The sequence below is a fragment of the Haloarcula sp. DT43 genome, from assembly GCF_037078405.1.
Classification (GTDB): Archaea; Halobacteriota; Halobacteria; order Halobacteriales; family Haloarculaceae; genus Haloarcula; species Haloarcula brevis.
Genome location: NZ_JAYMGZ010000001.1, coordinates 117,128 through 137,427 on the forward strand (window position 1 = coordinate 117,128; position 20,300 = coordinate 137,427).

Annotated in this window: 22 protein-coding genes; 10 read left to right on the plus strand and 12 right to left on the minus strand. The window is 69.3% G+C overall.

The window, feature by feature from the left end:
• The first annotated feature begins 152 nt into the window (after nucleotides 1–152).
• Nucleotides 153–1,103, plus strand: a complete 951-nt coding sequence (locus tag VI123_RS00625) for a DUF5787 family protein (RefSeq protein WP_336337359.1) — start codon at nucleotides 153–155, stop codon at nucleotides 1,101–1,103.
• Between the two features lie 7 nt (nucleotides 1,104–1,110).
• Here the strand turns inward: VI123_RS00625 and VI123_RS00630 are convergent, their stop codons facing one another.
• The 4 genes from VI123_RS00630 to VI123_RS00645 form a co-directional block, all read right to left on the minus strand.
• Nucleotides 1,111–1,404, minus strand: coding sequence for a hypothetical protein (locus tag VI123_RS00630; RefSeq protein WP_336336148.1), 294 nt, complete (start codon nucleotides 1,402–1,404; stop codon nucleotides 1,111–1,113).
• Between the two features lie 42 nt (nucleotides 1,405–1,446).
• Entirely contained in the window at nucleotides 1,447–2,328 is an 882-nt protein-coding gene (locus tag VI123_RS00635; protein ID WP_336336149.1) for an MBL fold metallo-hydrolase, read from the minus strand.
• 44 nt (nucleotides 2,329–2,372) lie between these two features.
• Nucleotides 2,373–2,648, minus strand: a complete 276-nt coding sequence (locus VI123_RS00640; RefSeq protein ID WP_336336150.1) for a hypothetical protein — start codon at nucleotides 2,646–2,648, stop codon at nucleotides 2,373–2,375.
• A gap of 76 nt (nucleotides 2,649–2,724) precedes the next feature.
• The gene (locus tag VI123_RS00645) at nucleotides 2,725–4,068 is read right to left on the minus strand and encodes an ATP-binding protein (RefSeq protein WP_336336151.1); all 1,344 of its coding nucleotides are present in this window, start codon (nucleotides 4,066–4,068) and stop codon (nucleotides 2,725–2,727) included.
• 118 nt (nucleotides 4,069–4,186) lie between these two features.
• Between VI123_RS00645 and VI123_RS00650 the strand changes: the two genes are divergently transcribed.
• From VI123_RS00650 to VI123_RS00660, 3 genes are all read left to right on the plus strand, one after another.
• On the plus strand, nucleotides 4,187–5,767 hold the full coding sequence (locus VI123_RS00650; protein ID WP_336337360.1) for a DUF1508 domain-containing protein: 1,581 nt from the start codon (nucleotides 4,187–4,189) through the stop codon (nucleotides 5,765–5,767).
• An 88-nt stretch (nucleotides 5,768–5,855) separates the two neighbouring features.
• Nucleotides 5,856–6,326 (plus strand): pyridoxamine 5'-phosphate oxidase family protein, encoded by a 471-nt coding sequence (locus VI123_RS00655; RefSeq protein ID WP_336336152.1) that lies wholly within the window; start codon nucleotides 5,856–5,858, stop codon nucleotides 6,324–6,326.
• An 83-nt stretch (nucleotides 6,327–6,409) separates the two neighbouring features.
• A complete protein-coding gene (locus VI123_RS00660; protein WP_336336153.1) occupies nucleotides 6,410–7,543 on the plus strand; it encodes a thiolase family protein in 1,134 nt (377 codons plus the stop codon).
• Nucleotides 7,544–7,609: 66 nt separating this feature from the next.
• Here VI123_RS00660 and VI123_RS00665 read toward each other — a convergent pair whose 3' ends face one another.
• Nucleotides 7,610–8,077 carry an NUDIX hydrolase gene (locus tag VI123_RS00665; protein ID WP_336336154.1) on the minus strand — a complete coding sequence of 156 codons (468 nt, stop codon included), beginning with the start codon at nucleotides 8,075–8,077 and terminating at the stop codon, nucleotides 7,610–7,612.
• Nucleotides 8,078–8,284: 207 nt separating this feature from the next.
• Between VI123_RS00665 and VI123_RS00670 the strand changes: the two genes are divergently transcribed.
• Together VI123_RS00670 and VI123_RS00675 are read left to right on the plus strand one after the other, a co-directional pair.
• Complete coding sequence (locus VI123_RS00670; RefSeq protein WP_336336155.1) at nucleotides 8,285–8,944, plus strand: DUF47 family protein; 660 nt, start codon at nucleotides 8,285–8,287, stop codon at nucleotides 8,942–8,944.
• A 100-nt stretch (nucleotides 8,945–9,044) separates the two neighbouring features.
• Nucleotides 9,045–9,500: a PaaI family thioesterase gene (locus tag VI123_RS00675; RefSeq protein ID WP_336336156.1), complete on the plus strand. Its 456-nt coding sequence runs from the start codon at nucleotides 9,045–9,047 to the stop codon at nucleotides 9,498–9,500.
• Here VI123_RS00675 and VI123_RS00680 read toward each other — a convergent pair.
• The 3 genes from VI123_RS00680 to VI123_RS00690 form a co-directional block, all read right to left on the minus strand.
• Complete coding sequence (locus VI123_RS00680; protein ID WP_336336157.1) at nucleotides 9,497–11,401, minus strand: cation:proton antiporter domain-containing protein; 1,905 nt, start codon at nucleotides 11,399–11,401, stop codon at nucleotides 9,497–9,499. The two genes, VI123_RS00675 and VI123_RS00680, sit on opposite strands and share 4 nt — an antisense overlap.
• Nucleotides 11,402–11,559: 158 nt before the next feature.
• The gene (locus VI123_RS00685) at nucleotides 11,560–12,507 is read right to left on the minus strand and encodes a mechanosensitive ion channel family protein (RefSeq protein WP_336336158.1); all 948 of its coding nucleotides are present in this window, start codon (nucleotides 12,505–12,507) and stop codon (nucleotides 11,560–11,562) included.
• A gap of 32 nt (nucleotides 12,508–12,539) precedes the next feature.
• A complete protein-coding gene (locus tag VI123_RS00690; RefSeq protein WP_336336159.1) occupies nucleotides 12,540–13,448 on the minus strand; it encodes an MBL fold metallo-hydrolase in 909 nt (302 codons plus the stop codon).
• 107 nt (nucleotides 13,449–13,555) lie between these two features.
• Here VI123_RS00690 and VI123_RS00695 point away from each other — a divergent pair, with 107 nt between their 5' ends.
• Together VI123_RS00695 and serS are read left to right on the plus strand one after the other, a co-directional pair.
• The gene (locus VI123_RS00695; protein WP_336336160.1) at nucleotides 13,556–13,999 is read left to right on the plus strand and encodes a universal stress protein; all 444 of its coding nucleotides are present in this window, start codon (nucleotides 13,556–13,558) and stop codon (nucleotides 13,997–13,999) included.
• A gap of 66 nt (nucleotides 14,000–14,065) precedes the next feature.
• Entirely contained in the window at nucleotides 14,066–15,448 is a 1,383-nt protein-coding gene (gene serS / locus VI123_RS00700) for a serine--tRNA ligase (protein WP_336336161.1), read from the plus strand.
• Nucleotides 15,449–15,488: 40 nt separating this feature from the next.
• Here serS and VI123_RS00705 read toward each other — a convergent pair whose 3' ends face one another.
• Nucleotides 15,489–15,860, minus strand: a complete 372-nt coding sequence (locus tag VI123_RS00705) for a nuclear transport factor 2 family protein (RefSeq protein WP_336336162.1) — start codon at nucleotides 15,858–15,860, stop codon at nucleotides 15,489–15,491.
• On the minus strand, nucleotides 15,857–17,395 hold the full coding sequence (locus tag VI123_RS00710) for a redoxin domain-containing protein (protein ID WP_336336163.1): 1,539 nt from the start codon (nucleotides 17,393–17,395) through the stop codon (nucleotides 15,857–15,859). Before VI123_RS00710 ends, VI123_RS00705 begins: the two co-directional genes overlap by 4 nt.
• An 87-nt stretch (nucleotides 17,396–17,482) precedes the next feature.
• On the opposite strand from VI123_RS00710, the gene VI123_RS00715 reads away from it, so the two are divergent.
• Entirely contained in the window at nucleotides 17,483–17,998 is a 516-nt protein-coding gene (locus VI123_RS00715; RefSeq protein ID WP_336336164.1) for a DUF367 family protein, read from the plus strand.
• Between the two features lie 169 nt (nucleotides 17,999–18,167).
• On the opposite strand, the gene VI123_RS00720 is transcribed toward VI123_RS00715, so the two are convergent.
• The gene (locus tag VI123_RS00720; RefSeq protein WP_336336165.1) at nucleotides 18,168–19,241 is read right to left on the minus strand and encodes an enolase-like domain-containing protein; all 1,074 of its coding nucleotides are present in this window, start codon (nucleotides 19,239–19,241) and stop codon (nucleotides 18,168–18,170) included.
• Nucleotides 19,242–19,372: 131 nt separating this feature from the next.
• Here VI123_RS00720 and VI123_RS00725 point away from each other — a divergent pair, with 131 nt between their 5' ends.
• Nucleotides 19,373–19,522, plus strand: coding sequence for a 50S ribosomal protein L40e (locus VI123_RS00725; protein ID WP_004960523.1), 150 nt, complete (start codon nucleotides 19,373–19,375; stop codon nucleotides 19,520–19,522).
• Nucleotides 19,523–19,618: 96 nt separating this feature from the next.
• On the opposite strand, the gene VI123_RS00730 is transcribed toward VI123_RS00725, so the two are convergent.
• Nucleotides 19,619–20,230 (minus strand): MBL fold metallo-hydrolase, encoded by a 612-nt coding sequence (locus tag VI123_RS00730; protein ID WP_336336166.1) that lies wholly within the window; start codon nucleotides 20,228–20,230, stop codon nucleotides 19,619–19,621.
• Between the last annotated feature and the right edge of the window lie 70 nt (nucleotides 20,231–20,300).

Here is a 20,300-nt window from a genome sequence, read left to right on the forward strand (position 1 = left end):
ACTGTTTGCGCCCCGCCGAACCCGGTTCAGTCGCCGCTTCGGTCCCTGACGGCGGCGACGACGGGGCGATGCTCGGCGTTCCTGCCGCCGTCCACCGACGGAGCGGTGCGACGGGCGCGGGGCTTTTGCCCGTCCCGGCCCTGTCTGTGGCCGTGCGGGAGTTCGACTTCGAACTGGCGCTGTGTGCCCACCTCGAACGCGAGGGCCGCCTGGTGAGCCGCCAGCTCGGCGGGGCCGTCCACGGCCGGCGCGTCCTCGACACCGTCGTCGTCGAGCCGGGTCCCGAGTTCGAGGAACGGGCGGCCGTCACCCCCGAGCGGCTCCCGACGGCGGCCATCGAGAGCGACGTGGGCCCCGGCCGGGCCCGCTACTGGAAGGACGCCTTCGACTGTCACCCCGACCGCGCCGAACGGGCGGTCGAACTGGCCATCGAGCGGGGCTTCTTCGAGCGCGAGCGCCGGGGCGGCCGGACCTACGTCCGCCAGACGGCGCGGTACCCCGACTGGTTCGACGGCATCGTCGCCATCGAGAACAAGCCGGACCTGGGCCGGCCCGGCGACCTCGAAACACAGCTCCGGACCGACGTGTCGCTGGCGCTCGCGGACCGCGTCGTCCTGGCGACGGCCTCCTACGTCACCGGCGCGCACCTCAACCGGATTCCCGAGGCAGTCGGCGTCTGGCGGTTCGACCCCGACAGCGGGACGGTCGACGTCCGCCGGGAGGCGACGCCGCTTGCGACCGACGACGCCGGCGTCGAACTGCTGGAGACGGGGCCGACCAGAACGGACGTACGGGTGGTCAGCGCCGCGGAGAAAGCTCGCGCCCGTCGGGCGCTCGCCGAGCGGGCCTACGGGAAGGGGTGGCGGAGCTTCGACTACCCGGCGTGTGCCCGCTGTTCGCCCGACGGCGACGGGGTCCCGTACTGTCAGTGGAAGGACCGCGCCGTCCGCGAGAGCGACGAGTGCGGCCCGGACTGCGGGGGCTACGAGATGGCCGACCCGCCGGCCGTCGACGGCGAGGCACTCCGGGCCGAGCGGACGCCCTGGCGGGCGGACCCCGACGGGCGCAAGCGTCGCCAGTCCGGGCTGGACCGCTTCGGCTGACCGCCCGCTACCGGTCGCCGTCGGTCGAGGGGTCGTCGGCCGGGACGCCGCCGTCACCGGACGCCCGGCGGGCGTGCTGTTCGTAGTTCTCCTCGGTCACCGCCGGGGCCTCGGTCGCGACCTGTGCCGCGTGTCCCGTCCTGGCCCGGTAGTTCGCCGCGGCCGCGATTGCGACACAGGCCACCAGCCCCGCCACGAGCACCCAGTCGACGCTGCCGACGACGGCCTGCTGGGCGACGGTCCCCAGGACGCCGCCGGCCAGCGACAGCCCGCCGACCTCCGCGATGCCACGCCTGTCCATACGGCGGGGACGGCCCGTATTGCCTATAAGATACCGGCGGTTTCAGGGCGTGAGCGTGAACCGCTCGCCGTCGAGCCCGATGTCGTCGGCGAAGGCCCGGTCCGCCGGGACGTAGTGGGCGGTGTGGACGATGCGGTAGTCCTCGGCCTCGATGTCGGCAGCGAAGTCCCGCGCGCCGGCAAGCGTCATGTGTTTCGTGCCGAAGGTCCGCGGGACGCCGTCCTCGTCGCGGTGAGCGCCGCCCTTCGGGTGGTACTCGCAGGCCTCCGGGTGGACGATGCCCTCGACGAGCGCGAGGTCGGCACCGGTCAACAGGTCGCGGGACCGGTCGGGCACGTCGTAGCAGGTATCCCCGGATATCGACAGCACCGCGCCGGTCTGTGGCTCCTCGATACGGAGGCCGTAACACAGCAGCGGCGGGTGCGTGACCGGGACGAGCGTCACCTCGAAGCCCGCGACGGCGAACGGCTCGAACGGCGTCTGTGCGTGGACCGACACCGTATCGAGGTAGTCGTAGCGGCTCCGGACGCCCTCGGCGACGCTCTCGTCGGTCACCGGGTCCGTCTCGTCGGCGGCGTGGACCGGCAGATGGTCGAACAGGCGGTAGGCGTTGCCGAGGCCGTCGAGGTGGTCGAAGTGGACGTGCGTGACGATGGCCGCGTCCGGCAGCGGGACCGACTCGCGGAGGAACTGGTGGCGGAAGTCCGGACTCAGGTCTATCAGCAGCGACTCGCCCGTCGCGTCGTTTCGAAGCGCCACGGAGAAGCGCGACCGCTCGACGCCCCCCGTCGGGTCGATGCCGCGCTCGCGGACGCGGGCCCTGAGTTCCTCGTCGGGGTCGCGCGCCCGTTCGCAGGTGTCACAGTCGCACCCGACCGTCGGCGTCCCCGTCGTGTCGCCGGTCCCAAGCAGCGTGACCTCCATCACCTACGGGTCAGAGGGCGACCCGCGTAAGCCCCTCGCTTTCGTTACTCCTCGTCGGCGAGCGTCGCGGGGTCGAGCCCCTGTCGCTCTAGCGTCGCCGAGAGCAGGGACCGGGCGCGCTCGTCGGAGAGGTCGTCGAACAGGCATTCGAAGAACCCCTCGAGCAGTTCCGGCCGGATACGCAGGTCGACGTACTCGACCCGCTTCTCGGCGATGACCACGTCTACGTCCCACTCGCCCTCCTCCGGGTCGGTCATGCGAACGTCGACCCACGCCTCGGCGGCGTCGTCCGTCTCGGTAAACACGTCGTCGGCTGCCATGGCTACCGAATGGTTTCCGTAGTGATAAGTAAATCGCCGCTACCGGCGGCCCCGGGGGGCGTCCGAACCGGGCGCGTCAGTGGTCGTGGTCGTGACCGCCGTCGCCGTCACCGGAGAAGCCGCCGCTCCCGGCGACCAGCGCGTCGGCGTCGCCGTCCATCATGTCCATGTTCTTGAGGTTGTCACGCTCCTCGAAGTCGATGATGGCGTCTTCGAGGTCCTGCTGGGTGAGCGTGGTCCGCTCCTCGGTCAGGGCGTTGAGGACCGCCTCGCGGAGCACGAGCCGGAGGTCGCTCCCGGTCAGCCCCTCGGTCAGCTCCGCCAGCGTCTCGGGGTCGAAGTCGTCGATGTCCATCTGCTGGGTGACGATGCGGAGGATGTCCGCGCGCATCCCGTGGTCGGGCTTGGGGAAGTTGACGATTTCGTCGAAGCGCCGCCAGGCGGCGGCGTCGAGCTGGTCGGGGTGGTTCGTCGCGCCGATGAGCAACACCTCGTCCTGGATGAGCGATATCTCGTCGATGCTCTTGAGCAGGGTGTTGACGGCGCGCTTGATGGCGGCGTGTTCGTCCGAAGAGCGGGTCTTGGCGACGAAGTCGAACTCGTCCATGAAGAGGATACACGGCGAGAGCCGCTTTGCGACCTCGAACACCTTCTCGACGTTCTTGGCCGTCTCGCCGAGGTACTGGCTGGTAATCATCGACAGTTTCACCTCGACAAAGGGGAGGTCGAGGTCGTGGGCCAGCGCGCGGGCGACGCTCGTCTTGCCGGTCCCCGGCGGGCCGACGAAGAGGAGCTTCCCTATCTCCCGCAGGCCGATGCGGGCGAGGTAGTCGCGGTGTTCGATGGCCTTGACTATCTTCTGAATCTCGTCTTCCTGGTCGGTGGTCAACACCAGGTCGTCCAGCGTCATCTCCACCTCCTCGGGGGCGCGCACGTCCACGAGGTCGAGCATCTCCTCGTCGTCCTCGTCGTCGGTGTCGAACGCCTCCTCCAGTTTGGCGTCGATGAACGCGCGGTCGGCCCGTGACGGGCGGTTCTGGCTGCGGGCGCGCTCGTAGTCGGCCCCCTCGACCTGGTCCTCGTAGGCCCTCGTCAGAACCGGGTTGTCTTCGAGGGCCGCGGCGTCGACCCGTTCGAGGAACCACTCCTCGGCGAGGTCGCGGTCGGTCAGGGAGATGCTGCCCGAGAAGTCGTCGCGGTCGGTGAACATCAGGCCGGAGATGGCCGCCCAGGGCCGTTCGACGCCGGTGGCCTCGCTCGCGGTCGTGTTAGTGACCGACAGAGGGCGCTCTATCTCGCCGTCGCTCCAGAACACGGACCGGTACGTGGCAGGCAGGTCGTCGGGCTCGAAGTCCCGCCGCTCGCTGTAGATAGTGGCCGTCAGCAGAAACTCGACGACATCCAGTTCCGGATTGCTCATTCCCACTGATGTTACCACGCGACCGGTATAAGTCACTCGAAGCCCCGGTGGCCGACACCAAGATAATATACCCGCCCTGTGTAGCCACTACGTGGCAACTGAAAACGTATTAATCTCGGTGTATCGGAACCGCATCGGCGACCCGACGACCGACGACGAAGTGTACGGCTACTGGCTGTTCGTCGTCGGAATCGTGCTGGGTATCGTCGGCTTACTGCTGTTTTACCTGTCGGCCTCGCGGAGCACACCCCGGCAGTTCGGCTATCTCCTCGGTGCAATCGGGCTCATCTCGCTGTTTGCGGGCCCGACCATCAGATTGCCGCTGACACGACGGGGCCTGATACTCACGTACCTCGGTGCCGTGGTCGGGCTGGTCGCAATCGTGTGGTTCACCACATTCTACCCGTCGAACTGGACCGGCCCCGAAGGGAACCCCGCGGTGACGCTGTACATCGTTGGGCTGGCACTGATGGCGGTCGGGGCGGTCGTCTCGCCGCTGCTGACCGGCCGCCAGGAGGCCTACGACGAGGCCATACGGACGGCACAGGAGGCGACGGAATCGGCCGAGCGAGCATCCCAGGAGGCCGAGCAGGCCTCGCAGGACGCACGACAGCAGTCCGAGGTGGCCGAACGAGCGACTCGCGAGCGCGACACGCTGGCCGAGCAACTGGTGACCAGCGAGGCCGCCCGCGAGGAACTGGCGACCGTCACCGACGCGACCGAGGCGGAACTGGCCGCGGCACAGGCGACTATCGCGGCCGCGATGGACAGCAAGGCGACGTTCGAACTGTACGCTGACGCCGCCGGGAAGTACCGCTGGCGACTGCGCCACCGGAACTCGAACGTCATCGCCGACAGCGCGCAGGGCTACTCCTCGCGTCAGAAGGCGATGCAGGGGCTTCGGAGCGTACAATCGAACGCCGCGGGCGGGGCCGTCGTCTTCTTCGAGGACGCGACCGAGGACGACGACGCCGAGGACGTGCCGGTCGTACCGGCCCCCGAGAGCGACGCCGCGTTCGAACTGTTCGAGGACTCGGCCGGGGAGTTCCGCTGGCGCTTGCGCCACGACAACGGCAACATCCTCGCCGACTCCGGCGAGGGCTACGCCTCGAAGTCGAACGTCCGCCGGGCGCTGAAGAGCGTCCGCGCGTACGTCCCCGGTGCGGCCTACCTCGACATCGACCCCGTGGCCTACGAGGTGTACGCCGACGCCGCCGGGGAGTTCCGCTGGCGCTTGCTCCACCGCAACGGCAACGTCCTCGCCGACTCCGGCGAGGGGTACAGCAGCCGGTCGAACGCCCGGCGGGCGGCCCGTCGCGTCGGTGAACTCGCGCCGGAGTCGGCAGTCGACGACGGCTTCGAGGTGTACGAGGACGCGGGCGAGGAGTGGCGCTGGCGACTGCGAGCGGGGAACGGCGAACTCGTCGCCGACTCCGGCGAGGGCTACGCGAACCGGTCGAAGGCGATGGACGCCGTCGAGCGGGTCCAGTCCTACGCCGCCGACGCCGACCTGCTGGCAATCGGGAGCGCGGCCTTCGAGGTGTACGAGGACAGGGGCGAGGAGTGGCGCTGGCGGCTGCGCCACCGCAACGGCGAAATCATCGCCGACTCCGGTGAAGGCTACGCCGAGCGCAACAAGGCCGTCGCCGCAATCGAGCGGGTCAAGCGCCACGCGCCCGGGGCGACACAGACGGAGTAGCGTCGCCGGAGCGGCCCTCGGGCCAGGATACCCGGGCAGAGAGAATAGCCGAATTAATTAAGCACGTTTCCGTCGAAGTTGTACTCATATGACAATTGAGACGCTCGAAGCGGCCGGACTCACGCACATGGACGACGACAACATCGGGGCGTTCCTGTCGAACCAGCGGGTCGGCGTGCTCGGGCTACCGACCGAGAGCGGCCCGTACATGATTCCCCTGTCGTTCGGGTACGACGGCGACAGCGCGCTGTATTTCACGTTCGTCGGCGGGTCGACGAGCCGCAAGCAGCAGTTGACCGAGGCGGCAGAGGACGCGGCGGTGCTCGTGTACAAGGTCGAATCGATGTTCCACTGGGAGAGCGTCCTGTTGCAGGGGAGTATCGAGGCCGTCCCCGAGTCCGAGTGGGACGACCTCGCGGCGGTGCTGGATACGGCGTGGCGGCCGGAGCTGTTCGAGAACGCAATCGCCGAGGGCGACATCGCGGTCTACCGGTTCGACATCGCCGAGCGGGAGGGGCTCAGACACGCCGGCCTGCCGCCGGGGTTCGAGCCGCAGTGAACCAGCGACCGTCGGCCGACAACGGTTCCCCCGCTGTGGAGAGTTTGTGAGCTTTTAACACAGGCCGAGACGTTCCGTCGTCCATGCCAACACCTGTTATCGTGGACGCAGTCAGAACGCCCCAGGGAAAGGAAGACGGCGCGCTCGCCGGCGTCCGGAGCGAGGACCTCTCCGTGCCGCTGGTCAATCAGTTGCTCGCGTCGACCGGCGTCGAGGCCGACGAGGTCGACGACCTGCTGTGGGGGTGTGCCCAGCAGCGCGGGGAACAGGGCAACAACATGGCCCGGGTCATCGCTCTGCTGTCTGACCTCGGCGAGAGCGTCCCGGCCGCGACTATCAACCGGTGGTGTGCGTCCTCCGCCGAGGCGCTGATGCGGGCGGCCGACGCTATCGCGGCCGGCCAGCGCGACGTACTCATCGCGGGCGGCGTCGAGTCGATGTCCCGCGTGCAGATGGGCGAGAACACCCACAACGTCCACCCCCGGCTGTCCGAACACTACAACGTCGGCGAACTCCAGATGGGAATGACCGCCGAGAAGGTCGCCGAAGAGATGGAGGTCGCCCGGCGGGAACAGGACGAGTACGCGCTCCGGAGCCACCGGCGCGCCGCCGACGCGACGGAGTCGGGCCGGTTCGACGACGAACTCGTCCCCATCGACACCGGGGACGGGCGGCTCGAAGCGGACGAGGGCATCCGCCCGGACACCACGCTCGAACAGCTGTCCGAACTCCCGACGGTGTTCAAATCCGAGGGGACGGTCACGCCCGGCAACGCCTCGCAGGTCTCCGACGGGGCGGCGGGGCTGCTGGTCACGTCGCGCGAGTTCGCGGAGGAGCGCGACCTCGACATCCTGGCCGAGGTCGGCGCCCACGAGGTCGCCGGCGTCGACCCGACCGTGATGGGCATCGGCCCGGTGCCAGCCGTCCGCAAGCTCGCCGAGCGCCCCGACCGCGAGACGGACGACTACGACCTCGTGGAGCTCAACGAGGCCTTCGCCTCGCAGTGTCTGTACTGCCAGCGCGAACTGGGCTTCGACGACGACAGCTACAACGTCAACGGGGGCGCAATCGCCATCGGCCACCCGCTCGGGGCCTCCGGCGCGCGCCTCCCGGTGACGCTGGTCCACGAGATGAACCGCCGCGGCGCGGAGCTCGGGCTGGCGACCGAGTGTGTCGGCTTCGGCCAGGGCGCAGCCATCGAGTTCCGGCTCCCCTGACTGGGCGCTGACGGGACGTCGAACGTCGTGACAACAGTCGGTTGCGGACGTCGCGCGGCGGGGTCGCTAGTCGGCGGCCACGTCGCCGGCCGCCGTCGCCTCGGCGGGGCTCGTCAGCGAGTGGACGTAGTCGTCGAGGTCGAGCGCGAAGGTGGCGTCAGTCGAGAGGTCGACCCACGAGAACTCGAACTCCGCGCCGCGCTCCTCGCCGGTGCCGGTGACGGTGTGGACCCAGTGGTCCCGCGACTCGTGGACGGGGAGGTGGTAGAACGACCGGACGTACCGCTTCGGCGGGGACTGGCGGCGCGTCCAGACGTCGGTGGCGATGTGTTGCAGGCGCTCGAAGGAGGCCAGGCCGCTCTCCTCGACGGCCTCGCGCTGGACGGCGACCCGCGGTTCCTCGCCCGGTTCGACGGTGCCTTTCGGAATCTGCAGTCCGTCGTGGCCCGGTCCCTCGAACACCAGGAGCTCCGACCCGTTCCTGGTGATGTAGGCGCAGGCCTTCTTCACGTACGTCGCCCGCTGTGGTTGCATGCCATCCGGTAGCGACGGTGGACATATAGTAGTACCCACATATCTGCCTAAAACCATATTAGGTCATCGGGGGAGGCAAAGGTGATACCCGGCCGCAGCGTCCGGCCGGCCGGCGACGTGTCAGCGAAAACGGTCAAGTAACGCTACCGAAGCGGTATATAGCCCACATAGCAGCGTTTTCCAGCTGGTTTTCGCTTGGGTACACTGATGGGAACTGGAACGGCGGAGCACACGGCCGACGTGGCAGACAGGGCGGCGGCGTACCTCACCGCGGTCGAGGACTGCCTCGTCGCGCTGCCACAGGCGCTTGCGGTGTACGGCGACGCCCAGTTTGCGGACGCGGCCGCCGAACTCGGGCGACAGGAATCGGTCTGTGACGACCACCGGCGGCGGCTCTGCGGGGCGGTCGGCCGGGCTCGGCCGGAGTTCACCGCGCTGTACCTCAGGGGCGCGGAGCTCACGGAGCTGTTCACGATGGTGGACGCGGTCCCGGACGCCGCGGAGACGTTCGTCCGGGACCTCGACGCGATGTCGCCGTCGCTGACCGAGCCGACACTGGAGCGGCTGGCGGACGTCGCCGCGCTCGCGTGTGCGGCCACCGCACTGCTGACGGAAGCCACCGAGGCGTACGTCCGGGCGCTCGTGACCGACGACGACGCGCCGGCGATTGCCGACGCGGTCGACCGAATCACCGACCTGGAGTCACAGTGCGACCAGCATCGGGACGAACTCGTCGCCCGGGCGTTCGAACGCCAGTCGACGGCCGACGCCCTCGTGGTCCGCGAACTCGTCCGGTCGCTGGACGCGGTCCCGAACGCAATCGAGGACGCCGCCGACCAGCTGGTGTTTTGTTGGGCGGATATGTAGCCGCGGTCGGCCCCGACGGGACGCTCCGAGCGACAGCCACGGACGGCCCGTTGTCGCCCGTTGTCGTGGGCTTATCAGCGTCGGTTCCGTGGGGACAGCCATGAGTCTCAAGTCGATGTTCAACGACATCCCGTTCGTCGAGCAGTTGGGGATGGAGATAACCGCCGTCGGGGACGGCTCGGCGGCGGGCGAGCTCCCCTTGCGGGACGGCCACTCCTCGAACCCCGAAGCGATAATCGCACACGGCGGCGTCACCTACTCGCTCGTCGACACCGTCGGCGGGGCGGCCGTCGTCTCGCAGTCGGGCAGCGTCTCGCCGACGGTCGACATGCGAATCGACTACCTCGCGCCGGCCACCACCGACCTGCGGGCCGAGGCCGAGGTGGTCCGGGACGGCGGGAGCGTGTCCGTCGTCGACACGGAGGTGTACGACGCCGACGGCCACCACGTCGCGAGCGCTCGCGGAACGTACAAGACGGACGGCAACAGCGGCGAGTCTCCGTGGACGAGAGGCGTCGACGACAGCGAGGTTGAGGGCCTGGCCGGCGACGACTAGTCGCCGCCGACCATCTTCATCCCGTCGCGCACGGACTCCCGACGGCCCAGCAGCGTCACCATGTCGCCGTCCTCGAGGACGTATTCGGCCGTGGGGACCTCGGCGTGCTCGTGGCGCTCGCCGCTCACGAGCGCGATCAGGCAGGCCTCGGGCAGCATCGGCCCGACCTCGCGTATCGACTTGCCGATGAGGTCCGGGTTCTCGACTTTGACCTCCTGTACGTCCCCGCTCCGGCCGATGTCGGTCATCCAGTGGGCGATGGCCGGGCGCTCTATCTGGTTGTCGATAGCCCAGGCCGTCGCCATCGCCGAGGAGATGGTCCGGACGCCGAGATCCTCGAAGGCCTCGACGTTGTCCGGGTTGTTCGCGCGGGCGATGACGCGGTCGACGCCGAACTTCGAACTCGCCAGCTGCGAGACGAGCAGGTTCGCGTCGTCGTCGCCGGTCGCCGCCACGACGGTCTTCGCGTTCTCGGCCCCGGCCGACCGCAAGATGTCGGTGTCGGTACCGTCGCCGATTTCGACGGCGTAGCCGTCGTTGCGGGCTCGTTCGACTATCGCTTCGTCCTGTTCGATGATGACGACGTTCTCGCCCCGGTCTTCGAGGCGCGCGGCGAGCGCTCGGCCCACCTGTCCGCCGCCGACGATGATGACTCGCATTGGTATCACATCCAGTTTTTCCGCGATGAACCGCGCCAGGCCGCCCTCGAACAGGGCGGTGGCGAAGATGACCAGAAAGACGGTCCCCAGCAGGATGTCCGCCTGCGTCCCCAGGAGCTCGGCCTGGGCCCCGGTGACCTCCTCGGCCGCGTTGTGGAGCTCGACGGCGAACAGCGTGGCGACCGAGGCCGGGATAATCCCGCGGGGGCCGACGAAACTGACGAACAGTTTCTCGCTGGTCGTGAACCGGTCGCCGACGGTCGAGACGAACACCAGCAGCGGCCGGATGAGCAGGGCGACCGCGAGGACGACGACGATGCCCGGCAGCCCCACGTCGATGAGCGACGCGAGCTCAAGCTGGGCCGCCAGCGCGATGAACACGAACGACAGCACCAGCAGCGTGATGTCGCCTTTGAACTCCTCGATGTCCTCCTCGTAGGGGTGGTCGACGTTGCCAAGCGCCATCCCCGCCGTCGCGGCGGCGGCGACGCCGGCCTCGGTCGCTATCGTGTTCGCGCCCGCGTACGCGATGAGCGCCCCGGCGAGGACGAGCAGGCGGGAGTTCCGCGGCGCGTCGCCGGGGGAGAGGTCGACGTACTGCAGGAGGTAGTAGACGACGCCGGCGACGAGGAGACCGACCAGCAGCCCCGTCCCCAGCCGGAGCGCGAACGCCCGCAACAGCCCCTCGCTCGACGCCGCGGGGTTGACCGTCTCGAAGATGACGACGGCGATGATGGCCGCGGTCACGTCGTTGACGATGCCCTCCGTCTCCAGCGCGGCGGCGACGCGGTCCCGGACCGGGACGACGTTGAGAATCGGGGTGATGACCGTCGGCCCGGTGGCGACCAGGAGCGCGCCGATGAGGAAGGCGACGTTCCAGGAGACGGCCGCCGAATTGAACGCCAGTTTGACCGCGATAGCGGTGCCCACGAGCGCGATGGCCGCGCCGACGGTGACGAGCCGGAACGTCGCGGCCGGGGCCTCGCGCAGCCGGTCGAAGCGGAGGTGGTAGGCCCCCTCGAAGACGATGATTGCGACCGCCAGGCCGACGATAGCGGACAGCGCCCCGCCGAAGGTGCCGTCGCCGATGATGCCCAGCCCCGGCTGGCCGATGATGACGCCCACCAGCAGGTAGAAGATGATGCTGGGCACGCGCAAGCGGGCGGCGAGGACCTGTGCGAGGACGCCGAGTCCGATGATGCCGGCAACGAGCGGTATCAGTAGCCCCGAACTACCAGCCACAGTTGGCCTCCATCTGTCCGAGCTATCGCGTCGCCGTCGTATAAACGCATTCACTCGGTGGACGCGTGGCGGCGTGTCATCCCTCAGTTGCTTTCCGGGAGCGCGGGGCGACCCCGGCGGTCACACCACGCCCCGTGGACCGCCGACCCACAGGGCAGTCACCGGTTCCGGCTCACCGGGAACTTCACCCGGTCGGGGTGCTCGTTGAACCGTTCGAGGATGTCCGCGTACAGCGCGTTCCGCACCCGGGTGCCGCGGCGCGGGTGGACGAGATAGCGGAGCCGAAGCTCGACCCACGACTCCGCCTGCGTGACGTTGACCGTCGGCCGCTCGTTCACGTCGAGTTCGACCGGCGTCTCGGCGAGGCGGTCGCGGTACTCCCGGACCTGGCGGGCCATCTCGTCGCCGAGGTGGTCGGTCGCCACGTCTATCATCTCCTCGGAGGCGAACTGCAGGTCGGTCTCGTAGGCGACCTGTATCGAGAGCTCGTTCCAGACGTACTGGACGCCCTCGCCGTAGAAGTTGACGACGCGCGAGGACAGCACCGTGCTGTTGGGGACGGTCACGATGCGACCCGACGGCTGGTTCGAGGAGACGAGGTCGCCGTCTATCTCCCAGACCTCCGTGACGAAGAAGTCGACCGCGACCACGTCGCCGCGCATCTCCTCGATGGCGATGCGGTCGCCCACCTGATAGGGGCGTTTCGTCACGATGTACAGCCAGCCGATGAGCGAGAACAGGGGCTGTTGCAGGGCGAACGTGACCGCGAACCCGAGCACGCCCAGCGAGAACAGCACGCTCACCCACTCCCGGGTGACGACGCCAAACACCGCGACCATCCCGAGGACGCCGAAGACCAGCCGGATGGCGTTGCGCACGTCGTGGCGGCGGCGTTTGTTCTGCGTGTGGGCGAGGAGATACGACTGGCAGAGGGTGTAGCTCCCGTAGACGGCGAGCACGAGCGACGCGAGCGTCAGCCCCAGCAGCGTGAGCGGTTCGAGTTCCACCCCGAACAGCCGCTCGTCGAAGCCGAACCGGCGGACGAACCGCGAGCCGGCGTACAGGACGACCGCACAGAGCAGCGAGACAGAGCCGGTTCGGCGCATACCACGACACCGTGGCCCGCCGTGAAAAAGCCCTACTCCTCGCGGTTGTCCAGTGCCACGAGGACGCCGCGGACGTTCAGGCGCATCTCGGCGCGGCCCTTGCGCTCGCCCCAGGTGTCGGTGTCGGCCCGCTCCACGAAGTAGTCGACGACCGCCTCGTCGTCGTCGAGTTCCGCGCGTTTGTGCTCGACCTCGGCGACCCACTCGGGCAGAATCTCGGCGTAGGTCGCCAGTTTGTCGCCGGCCTCGGCGGGGCCGTAGTGGCCGAACATGAGGACCGCCGGGTCCAGTTCCTGCAGCATCGCCACGTCGTCGAGAGCCCCGTCGAGCGTGAAGTTGACCGGCGGGGTCGTGACGTGCATCTCGTCGGTCGACGGCGCGTAGATGCCGGCGGCGTCGGCGGTGAACACGCCGTCGACGGCGGGGTCGTAGAAGACGACCTGGTGGGGGGCGTGGCCCGGCGCGTGCATGACGTCCAGCGAGTGGTCACCCAGGTCGATTTCGTCGCCGTCGGTCAGCGTCTCGATGCGGTCTTCCGGGACCGGGACCGGCTCGCCGTAGTACGCTATCTGGTCGCCGACGGCGTGTTTGGTCCCCTCCCAGAGCCGTTCCGGGTCGACGAGGTGGCGCTTCCCGGACTCGTGGACGTACACCGTCGCGTTCGGGCAGTCCTCGGCGAGGTAGCCGGCCCCGCCGGCGTGGTCGAGGTGGACGTGGGTCACTGCGATGACTTCGAGGTCCTCGGGCGCGATGCCGACCGATTCCATCGCCGCGAGGATGTTCCCGTGTCGCGCGCCGATGCCGGTGTCGACCAGCGCCGGCCGTTCGGCGTCGACGATGTAGACCGACCCGTACTCGGTCACGTCGTACATCCCGGTGTCGACGTAGTGGACGTCCGTGCAGTCCCCGACCGTCACCTCGTAAACGTCACCGATTCCCATACACTCCCTCGTGACCGGCGGGGGCAAAACCGTTGTGCCACAGCCGTCGTGACACTCGAGCGTGATGAAGGGCAAAACCATTTAGCCGGACTCGGAAACAGGACTGTATGTACGACGCCGTACTCGTCCCGACCGACGGCTCCGAGGGGTCCGCCACCGCGGCCGAGCACGCAATCGACCTCGCACAGCGCCACGACGCGAGCCTGCACGCGCTGCACGTCCTGGAGACCGAGCAGGTGGTCGACCAGATTCCCGACTTCGAGGACAGCAGTATCTTCGACCGCCTCGCCGACGCCGGCCAGGGAGCCGTCGACGACATCCGGTCGCAGGCCGAGGATGCCGGCGTCGGCCCTGTCGAGACGGCGGTCGAGCAAGGCGTCCCCCGCGAGGAGGTCGTCGACTACGTCAGGGACCACGACATCGACGTGGTCGTGATGGCGACCGAGGGCCGGACCGGCCCCTCCCGGGAGCTCATCGGCAGCGTCACCGAGTCGGTCATCCGGGCCTCGCCGGTGCCGGTGCTGGCGGTCAAGGTCGGCGGCGAGGCGTAGCGGGGCCGGCGACGGACCCATCGCGGGACCGACACGCCTAATTTCTGCCGTCGAGAACCGTCGGCCATGTTATCGAGACAGTTCGTCCGGGAGCACCCCGAGACGGTCCGTGACGCCATCGAGCGCAAGGGCGTCACGGGCGTGGACCTCGACGAAATCCTCGAAATCGACGAGGAGTGGCGGGAACTGAAGGCCGAAGGCGACGGGCTCCGGCAGGAACGCAACGAGGTGTCCAGCACAATTGGCCAGCTCAAACAGGAGGGCAAGGAGGAGGAGGCCCAGGAGGCCATCGAGCGCTCCCAGAAGCTCAAGGAGGAACTGCAGGACATCGAGGAGCGGGCCGACGAACTGGAGGCGAAGCTGGAGGCGGCGCTGCTGGAACTCCCGAACGTCCCTCACGAGTCGGTCCCGACCGGCGAGGACGAGTCGGACAACGTCGAGCGCTACCGCGAGGGCTTCGACGACCTGCGGGACCTGCCCGACGAGGTCGTCCCCCACTACGACCTCGGCGAGGACCTGGACCTGCTCGACTTCGAACGGGGCGCGAAGGTGACCGGCGGCGGCTACCAGTTCGTCAAGGGCGACGGCGCGCGCCTGGAGCACGCGCTCATCCAGTTCATGCTGGACGTCCACCGCGAGCAGGAGTACGTCGACGTGTTGCCGCCGATTCCGGTCAACTCCGACTCGATGGAGGGGACCGGCCAGCTCCCGAAGTTTGCCGAGGACGCCTACCGCGTCGGCGCGCGCCAGGACGACGACTACGACGGCGACGACCTCTGGCTCCTGCCGACGGCGGAGGTCCCGGTCACCAACATGTACCGCGACGAGATACTGCTGGACGACGACCTCCCGGTCAAACACCAGGCGTTCTCGCCGAACTTCCGCCGCGAGGCCGGCGAGCACGGCACAGAGACGCGCGGCTACGTCCGCGTCCACCAGTTCCACAAGGTCGAGCTCGTCAACTTCGTCCGCCCGGAGGAGAGCTACGACCGGCTGGAGGGGCTGCTGGAGGAGGCCGCCGAGGTTCTGGACCGCCTCGACCTGCCCTACCGCGTGCTCGACATGTGCACCGGTGACATGGGCTTTACCCAGGCCAAGAAGTACGACATCGAGGTGTGGGCCCCCGGCGACGACATGGACGAGGGCCCGGAGCGGGGCGGCCGCTGGCTCGAAGTCTCCTCGGTGTCGAACTTCGAGGACTTCCAGGCCCGCCGTGCCGGCCTGCGCTTCCGGCCCGAGCGCCACGAGTCCGCCGAGTACCTCCACACGCTGAACGGCTCCGGGCTGGCCGTCCCGCGCGTCCTCGTGGCCATCCTGGAGTACTACCAGAACGACGACGGCACCGTCACCGTCCCCGAACCGCTGCGCCCGTACATGGGCGGGCAAGAAGTCATCGAGGGCCACGAGCCAGTCGGCGAGAGCGCGGTCGGAGCCGGCGAGAAGGAGTGAGACGCAGTAGCCGTCGTCGCAGCGCTGTCGACCGCGCCGGTCAGCGCGTGTACGTCTCGATGCGTTCGATGTCGTCCCCGGCGAACGTGAACACGTCCACGAAGCCGACGATGCGCTCGCCGTCGGCGTCGAGCAGGCGGCCGCGGGCGACCACCTCGGCGGGCGCTGTCCCGTCGTCGGTCGCCGCGCCGTCCGACTCCCGGCAGTAGAGACCGTCGAGCGGGTGGGTGGTGTCGGTCTGGGGCCGTTCCTCGCGCATGAACCGCACGAACCGCTCCCGGCCCTCGATGGTCCGGTCGGGGCGGTCGTGGACGAACGACGGGGCCAGCAGCGAGGCCAGCCGGTCGTAGTCGTCGCCGTCGATGGCGTCGTAGTACGCCCGGGCACGCTGGAGGAGCGAGGGTTGCGTCACGTGTCCGCTTCGGGGTCGTCGGACGTGTCTCTGTCGCTCGCCGTGCCGGCGGTGTCCGGGTCGTCGTCCTGCTCGGGGCCGGCCGCGGACTCGCCCGCGTCGCCGTCCTCGGCCGCCGTCGGGTCGGTCAGGTCCAGTTCGGCCGACTCGTCGGTCTCCTCCTCGGACTCGCTCGCGGGCGGCTGGGCGGCGTCGCCGGACTCGCTCCGTGGCTCCGGGCTCGCGTCGTCGGGCGCGGGGTCGTCCGCGCCGCCGACGGTCTCGGGCGGGGTTTCGACCATCGCGGTCGACGGCTCGGTCGGGGCGTCGGCCGACTCGCGCTCGGCCTCGCTTTCGGCCAGTTCCGCCTGAATCTCCTCGATGTCGGCGTCGTCGACCTCCGATATCTCGCCCGCGTCGCCGGTCGCCGCTCCGTCGTGGTCCGGCGCCGTCGACTGTGCCGGGCGAGCGGTCCCGTCGGCGGAGTCGCCCGGCGTCGACTGGTCGGCGAACTGGCCGGCCGCGTCGTCGGCGCCGCCGTCCGGGGACGACCCCGCCAGTTCGCCGGCCTTCCGCTCGGCCTCCTCGTCGATGTCCACGTCGAGGGAGGTGTCGGCGGCCGCGTCGTCCGCCGGGAGGAAGGTCGGCTCGTCGTCGGCCTCGTCCGTCTCCAGCGTCGCAAGCTCCGGCGGCCACGGGCCGTCGGGGTCGGGGGGGTCCTCGTAGCCGCGGGCCGTTTCCAGCGGGCCCTCGGCGTCGTCCCGGAGCGCCTGGCCCTCCGCCCCGTCCCCACTGGAGTAGGCGCGGGCGGCCCGGGCGAGCCAGTCGCTGGCCTGCCACAGCGAGTTCGCTTTCGTCTTCACGTCCTCGTAGACCCGCTTCAGGGCCTCGTCGTCGACGAAGCGGACGGCGGTGTCGAAGTGGTCCGCGGCGGCGTCGAACTCCTCGCGGGCCTGCTGGAAGTCGCCCTGCGCGACCATCCACTCGGAGTCGCGGAAGCCGCCCATCGCCGCGGTGAACGCCCGCCGCGCTTCGGTGTAGTGGGCGTGGCCGACGCGGTAGCGAGCGAAGGCGGTGTCGTCGCCGCCGGTGTCCGCGATGGCGTCCTTTATCTCCTCGACGCGGGGGAGTTCCCGGAGGTCGTCGGTGCTCCAGGCGTACTGCACCTCGCCGTCGTGGTCGATGACGACGACGGCGCGCTCGATGAGCCGCTGGCCGATGTCGTCGACGAAATCGAGGCCGTACTCGCGGGCGACCTCGTGGTCGGTGTCGGACAGCAGCGGTATCTTCAGGTCGTAGCGGTCGGCGAAGGCCCGGTGGCTGTACACCGAGTCCGGGCTGACGCCCAGGATGGTCACGTCCTTCTGCATCGTAAAGAGGTCGAGTTCGTCCAGGTCACAGGCGGTCTCGTCACAGGCCGGGTTGAAATCCGCCGGGTAGAACGCGAGGATGACCACGTCCTCGCCGAGGTAGTCGGCCAGTCCGACCCGCGTTCGGTCGCCGTCGACGAGCGCCGGCAGTTCGAACAGCGGTGCCGCCGTCCCCTCTGAAAGCACACCTCGTACAACCGAGGCCGGCTATAACAGTGTTTGCCCGCTATCACGGAGCGAGGCGCTTTTATCGGCCAGCGCGCTACGGACGGTGTGGAACTGCACGTCCGGTACGAGGGCGACGACGACCCCGAGAAGTGTAGCGCGCGGAAACTGGCCCGCATGGACGAGGCCGACCTCCACCGCGCGACGCGGTCGACGCCGCCCGGCATCGTGCTCAACCCCTTCGCCGAGCAGGCGCTGTCGCCGGCCGACCGCCCGACCGCCGGCGACGGCGCTCGACACAGCCGCCTGGTCGCGCTCGACTGCTCCTGGGAGACCGCCGAGCGGGAGGCGTTCGACCTCGAAGGGGTGCACCGCTCGCTCCCCTTCCTCGTCGCCGGCAATCCGGTCAACTACGGGACGGCCTTCCAGCTGAACACCGTCGAGGCCTTCGCCGGTGCGCTCGCCATCCTCGGGGAGCGCGACCACGCCGAGCGCATCCTGTCGACGTTCTCCTGGGGCCACACCTTCCTGGAACTGAACGAGGAACCGCTGGAGCGGTACGCGAACTGCGAGGATTCGGGCGACGTCATCGACGTCCAGGACGACTACCTCGCCGAGGAGTAGTCACCGGGGCTTTGCTGGCTTCTCGTTGAGCGGCGCATCGCAGTTCGGGCAGGCCTCTCTGGCGTGTGCCTCGAACACGTCGTCGATGCGTTCTCCGCAGGCTTGACACCGCATGACAATAGTTAGTATCTCTACAATAATGTAGCTTCGGCTTCACGTCTCAGGGCAGTTACCAGAACCCGGTCCCGATTCCGGCCGGGGCGTCGGGCGGGGAGAGGGGGCTCGTCGGCAGGTCCGCGTCGGGGTCGGGGTCGTTGTACCCGCCGGGCGCGACGTCGTTGGGGCCGTCGGGGTAGCACAGCGACGCCAGCGCCTGGATGTGGTCGCGGCCGACGCCGAGTTCGAACTGACCGCCGCCGTACAGGTCGATGTCGTTTCGCTCGCAGTAGTCGATGGTCACAAGCACCGACTCGACGGTGCCACAACGGGACGGTTTCATGTTGAGCCACTCCGGGTCGAACGGCAGCGCCTCGATGCTCTCGACGCCGGTGATAGGCACGTCCCACGTGACGCGCGCTTCCTGCCCGTCGAAGACCGGCCGGGTCGCGTCGGTCAAGTCGGGGTCCTCCACCAGCGCGTCCGGGAGGCCGTCGACGACGCGGCGGTAAAAGTCGGGGTCGGCTTCGACGTCGACGTCCGTCCCCTCGTACAGTCCCTTCAGGTCCAGGACGCGAACGTCGTAGTCGGCCAGGTCGTCGACGAGGCCCTCGCTCCAGGACGGGGTGGGGTCGAGCTTGAACGACAGGTCGCCGTAGCGCTCACACAGCATCGCCAGCCGGTCCGCCGTCGGCGGCGCGTCGTCGGCCGGCGTCGAGAGCCGGGTCGAGACGACGAAGTTCACCGGGTCGTACCGCCGGCCGAGCGCCGTCCCGAGGTCCGTGTCGGCCTGTCTCAGCGCCAGGTCGAGCGCCGCGCTCTCGAACCCCCAGCGCCGGTAGTGCCGGAACCGCTCCTCGTCGGGGGGTTCGGGCCAGAGGTCCACCTCGTCCAGCGCCGTCGAGAACGAGTCGACGGTGTACTCGCCGACGAGCGGGGCGTCCGCGCCCTGTAACGCGTCGGCGTCCCTCAGCGCGTCGTGGGCCTCCGTCGTGTAGGTCACGTCCTCGCCGCTGCCGGTCTCGCCCGCGCCGGAGAGCTGGATAACGGTCGTCGCCCGGTCGAACCCGCTCGACGTCGCTCGCTCCAGCCGGTCGAACGAACAGCGCTCGACGGTCAGCGGCACGTCCTTCACCTGGTCGTACATACCACCGCTTCGCGCCTCGGGCGTCTAAAGCCAGCGGCGGCGAGCGTCCGCGGAAGCGGCGGCCGGAGCGCGGGCGTACGGGGCCAGACCGAAACTCAAAGCTTAAACGCGCGCACCGGGAACAGGCGCGCATGGCTAGCTTCGAGACAGCGTCCGACCGACTCCTCAACAAGCAAATCTGCATGCGGTGTAACGCCCGGAACCCACAGCGCGCCCAGCAGTGCCGGAAGTGCGGCTACGGCAACCTCCGTCCGAAGGCGAAAGAGACCCGCAGCGCCTGATTCTCCGGCTCAATCGCCGCCACGACCGGCGGCCGTTCGTCGCCAGTCCGTTACCGTTTGGTGTGTCGTGCTGTCGTCAGCTGGCGGCCCAGTGGCTCACTCGTCGGGGTACTTGGGCTCGCGGCGCTCGGCCCGCCCCAGCGCGCGCTCGACGACCTCGCGGACGTCGCCGTGGAAGACCCCGCCGTGGCCCGAGTACATGTATTCGACGCCGGCGGGCATGCGGTCGAGGAGGGTCTCGATGCTCTCGGTGAGGCGCTCGCGGGACTGGCCGGGGCGGTCGGTGCGGCCGAAGGAGCCGTCGTCGAACGCGCCGTCGTCGTGGACGACCACGTCGCCCGAGAACAGCGACGACGACGAGACCAGCGAGACGTGGTCGTCGGCGTGGCCCGGCGTGTAGACGACCTCGCACTCCTCGTCGCCCACGAGCAGGGTGTCGCCGTCGTCGAGCGCGTGGTCCCGGCGCGGGTGGGAGCCGTACGCGTACAGCGGCGCGTCGAAGGCGTCGAGGACGGCGTCGAGTTGCTGGACGTGGTCGCCGTGCTGGTGGGTCACCACGACGGCGTCGAGCGCGTCGGCGTGTTCGCGGACGGCGTCGACGACGCCGCGCATCGCACCGGCGTCGACCAGCGTCGTCCGCTCGCCGGTCGCGAGGTAGGCGTTGCAGGTGAACGTCTCGGCCTCGGCGGTGACGTTGTGAACGTCCATACGGAACCCCTGTGGCCCGGCCGGCTTGAGTGTACTGTCCCCGGCCGGCCGCGGGTCGCTGTCCGGGACC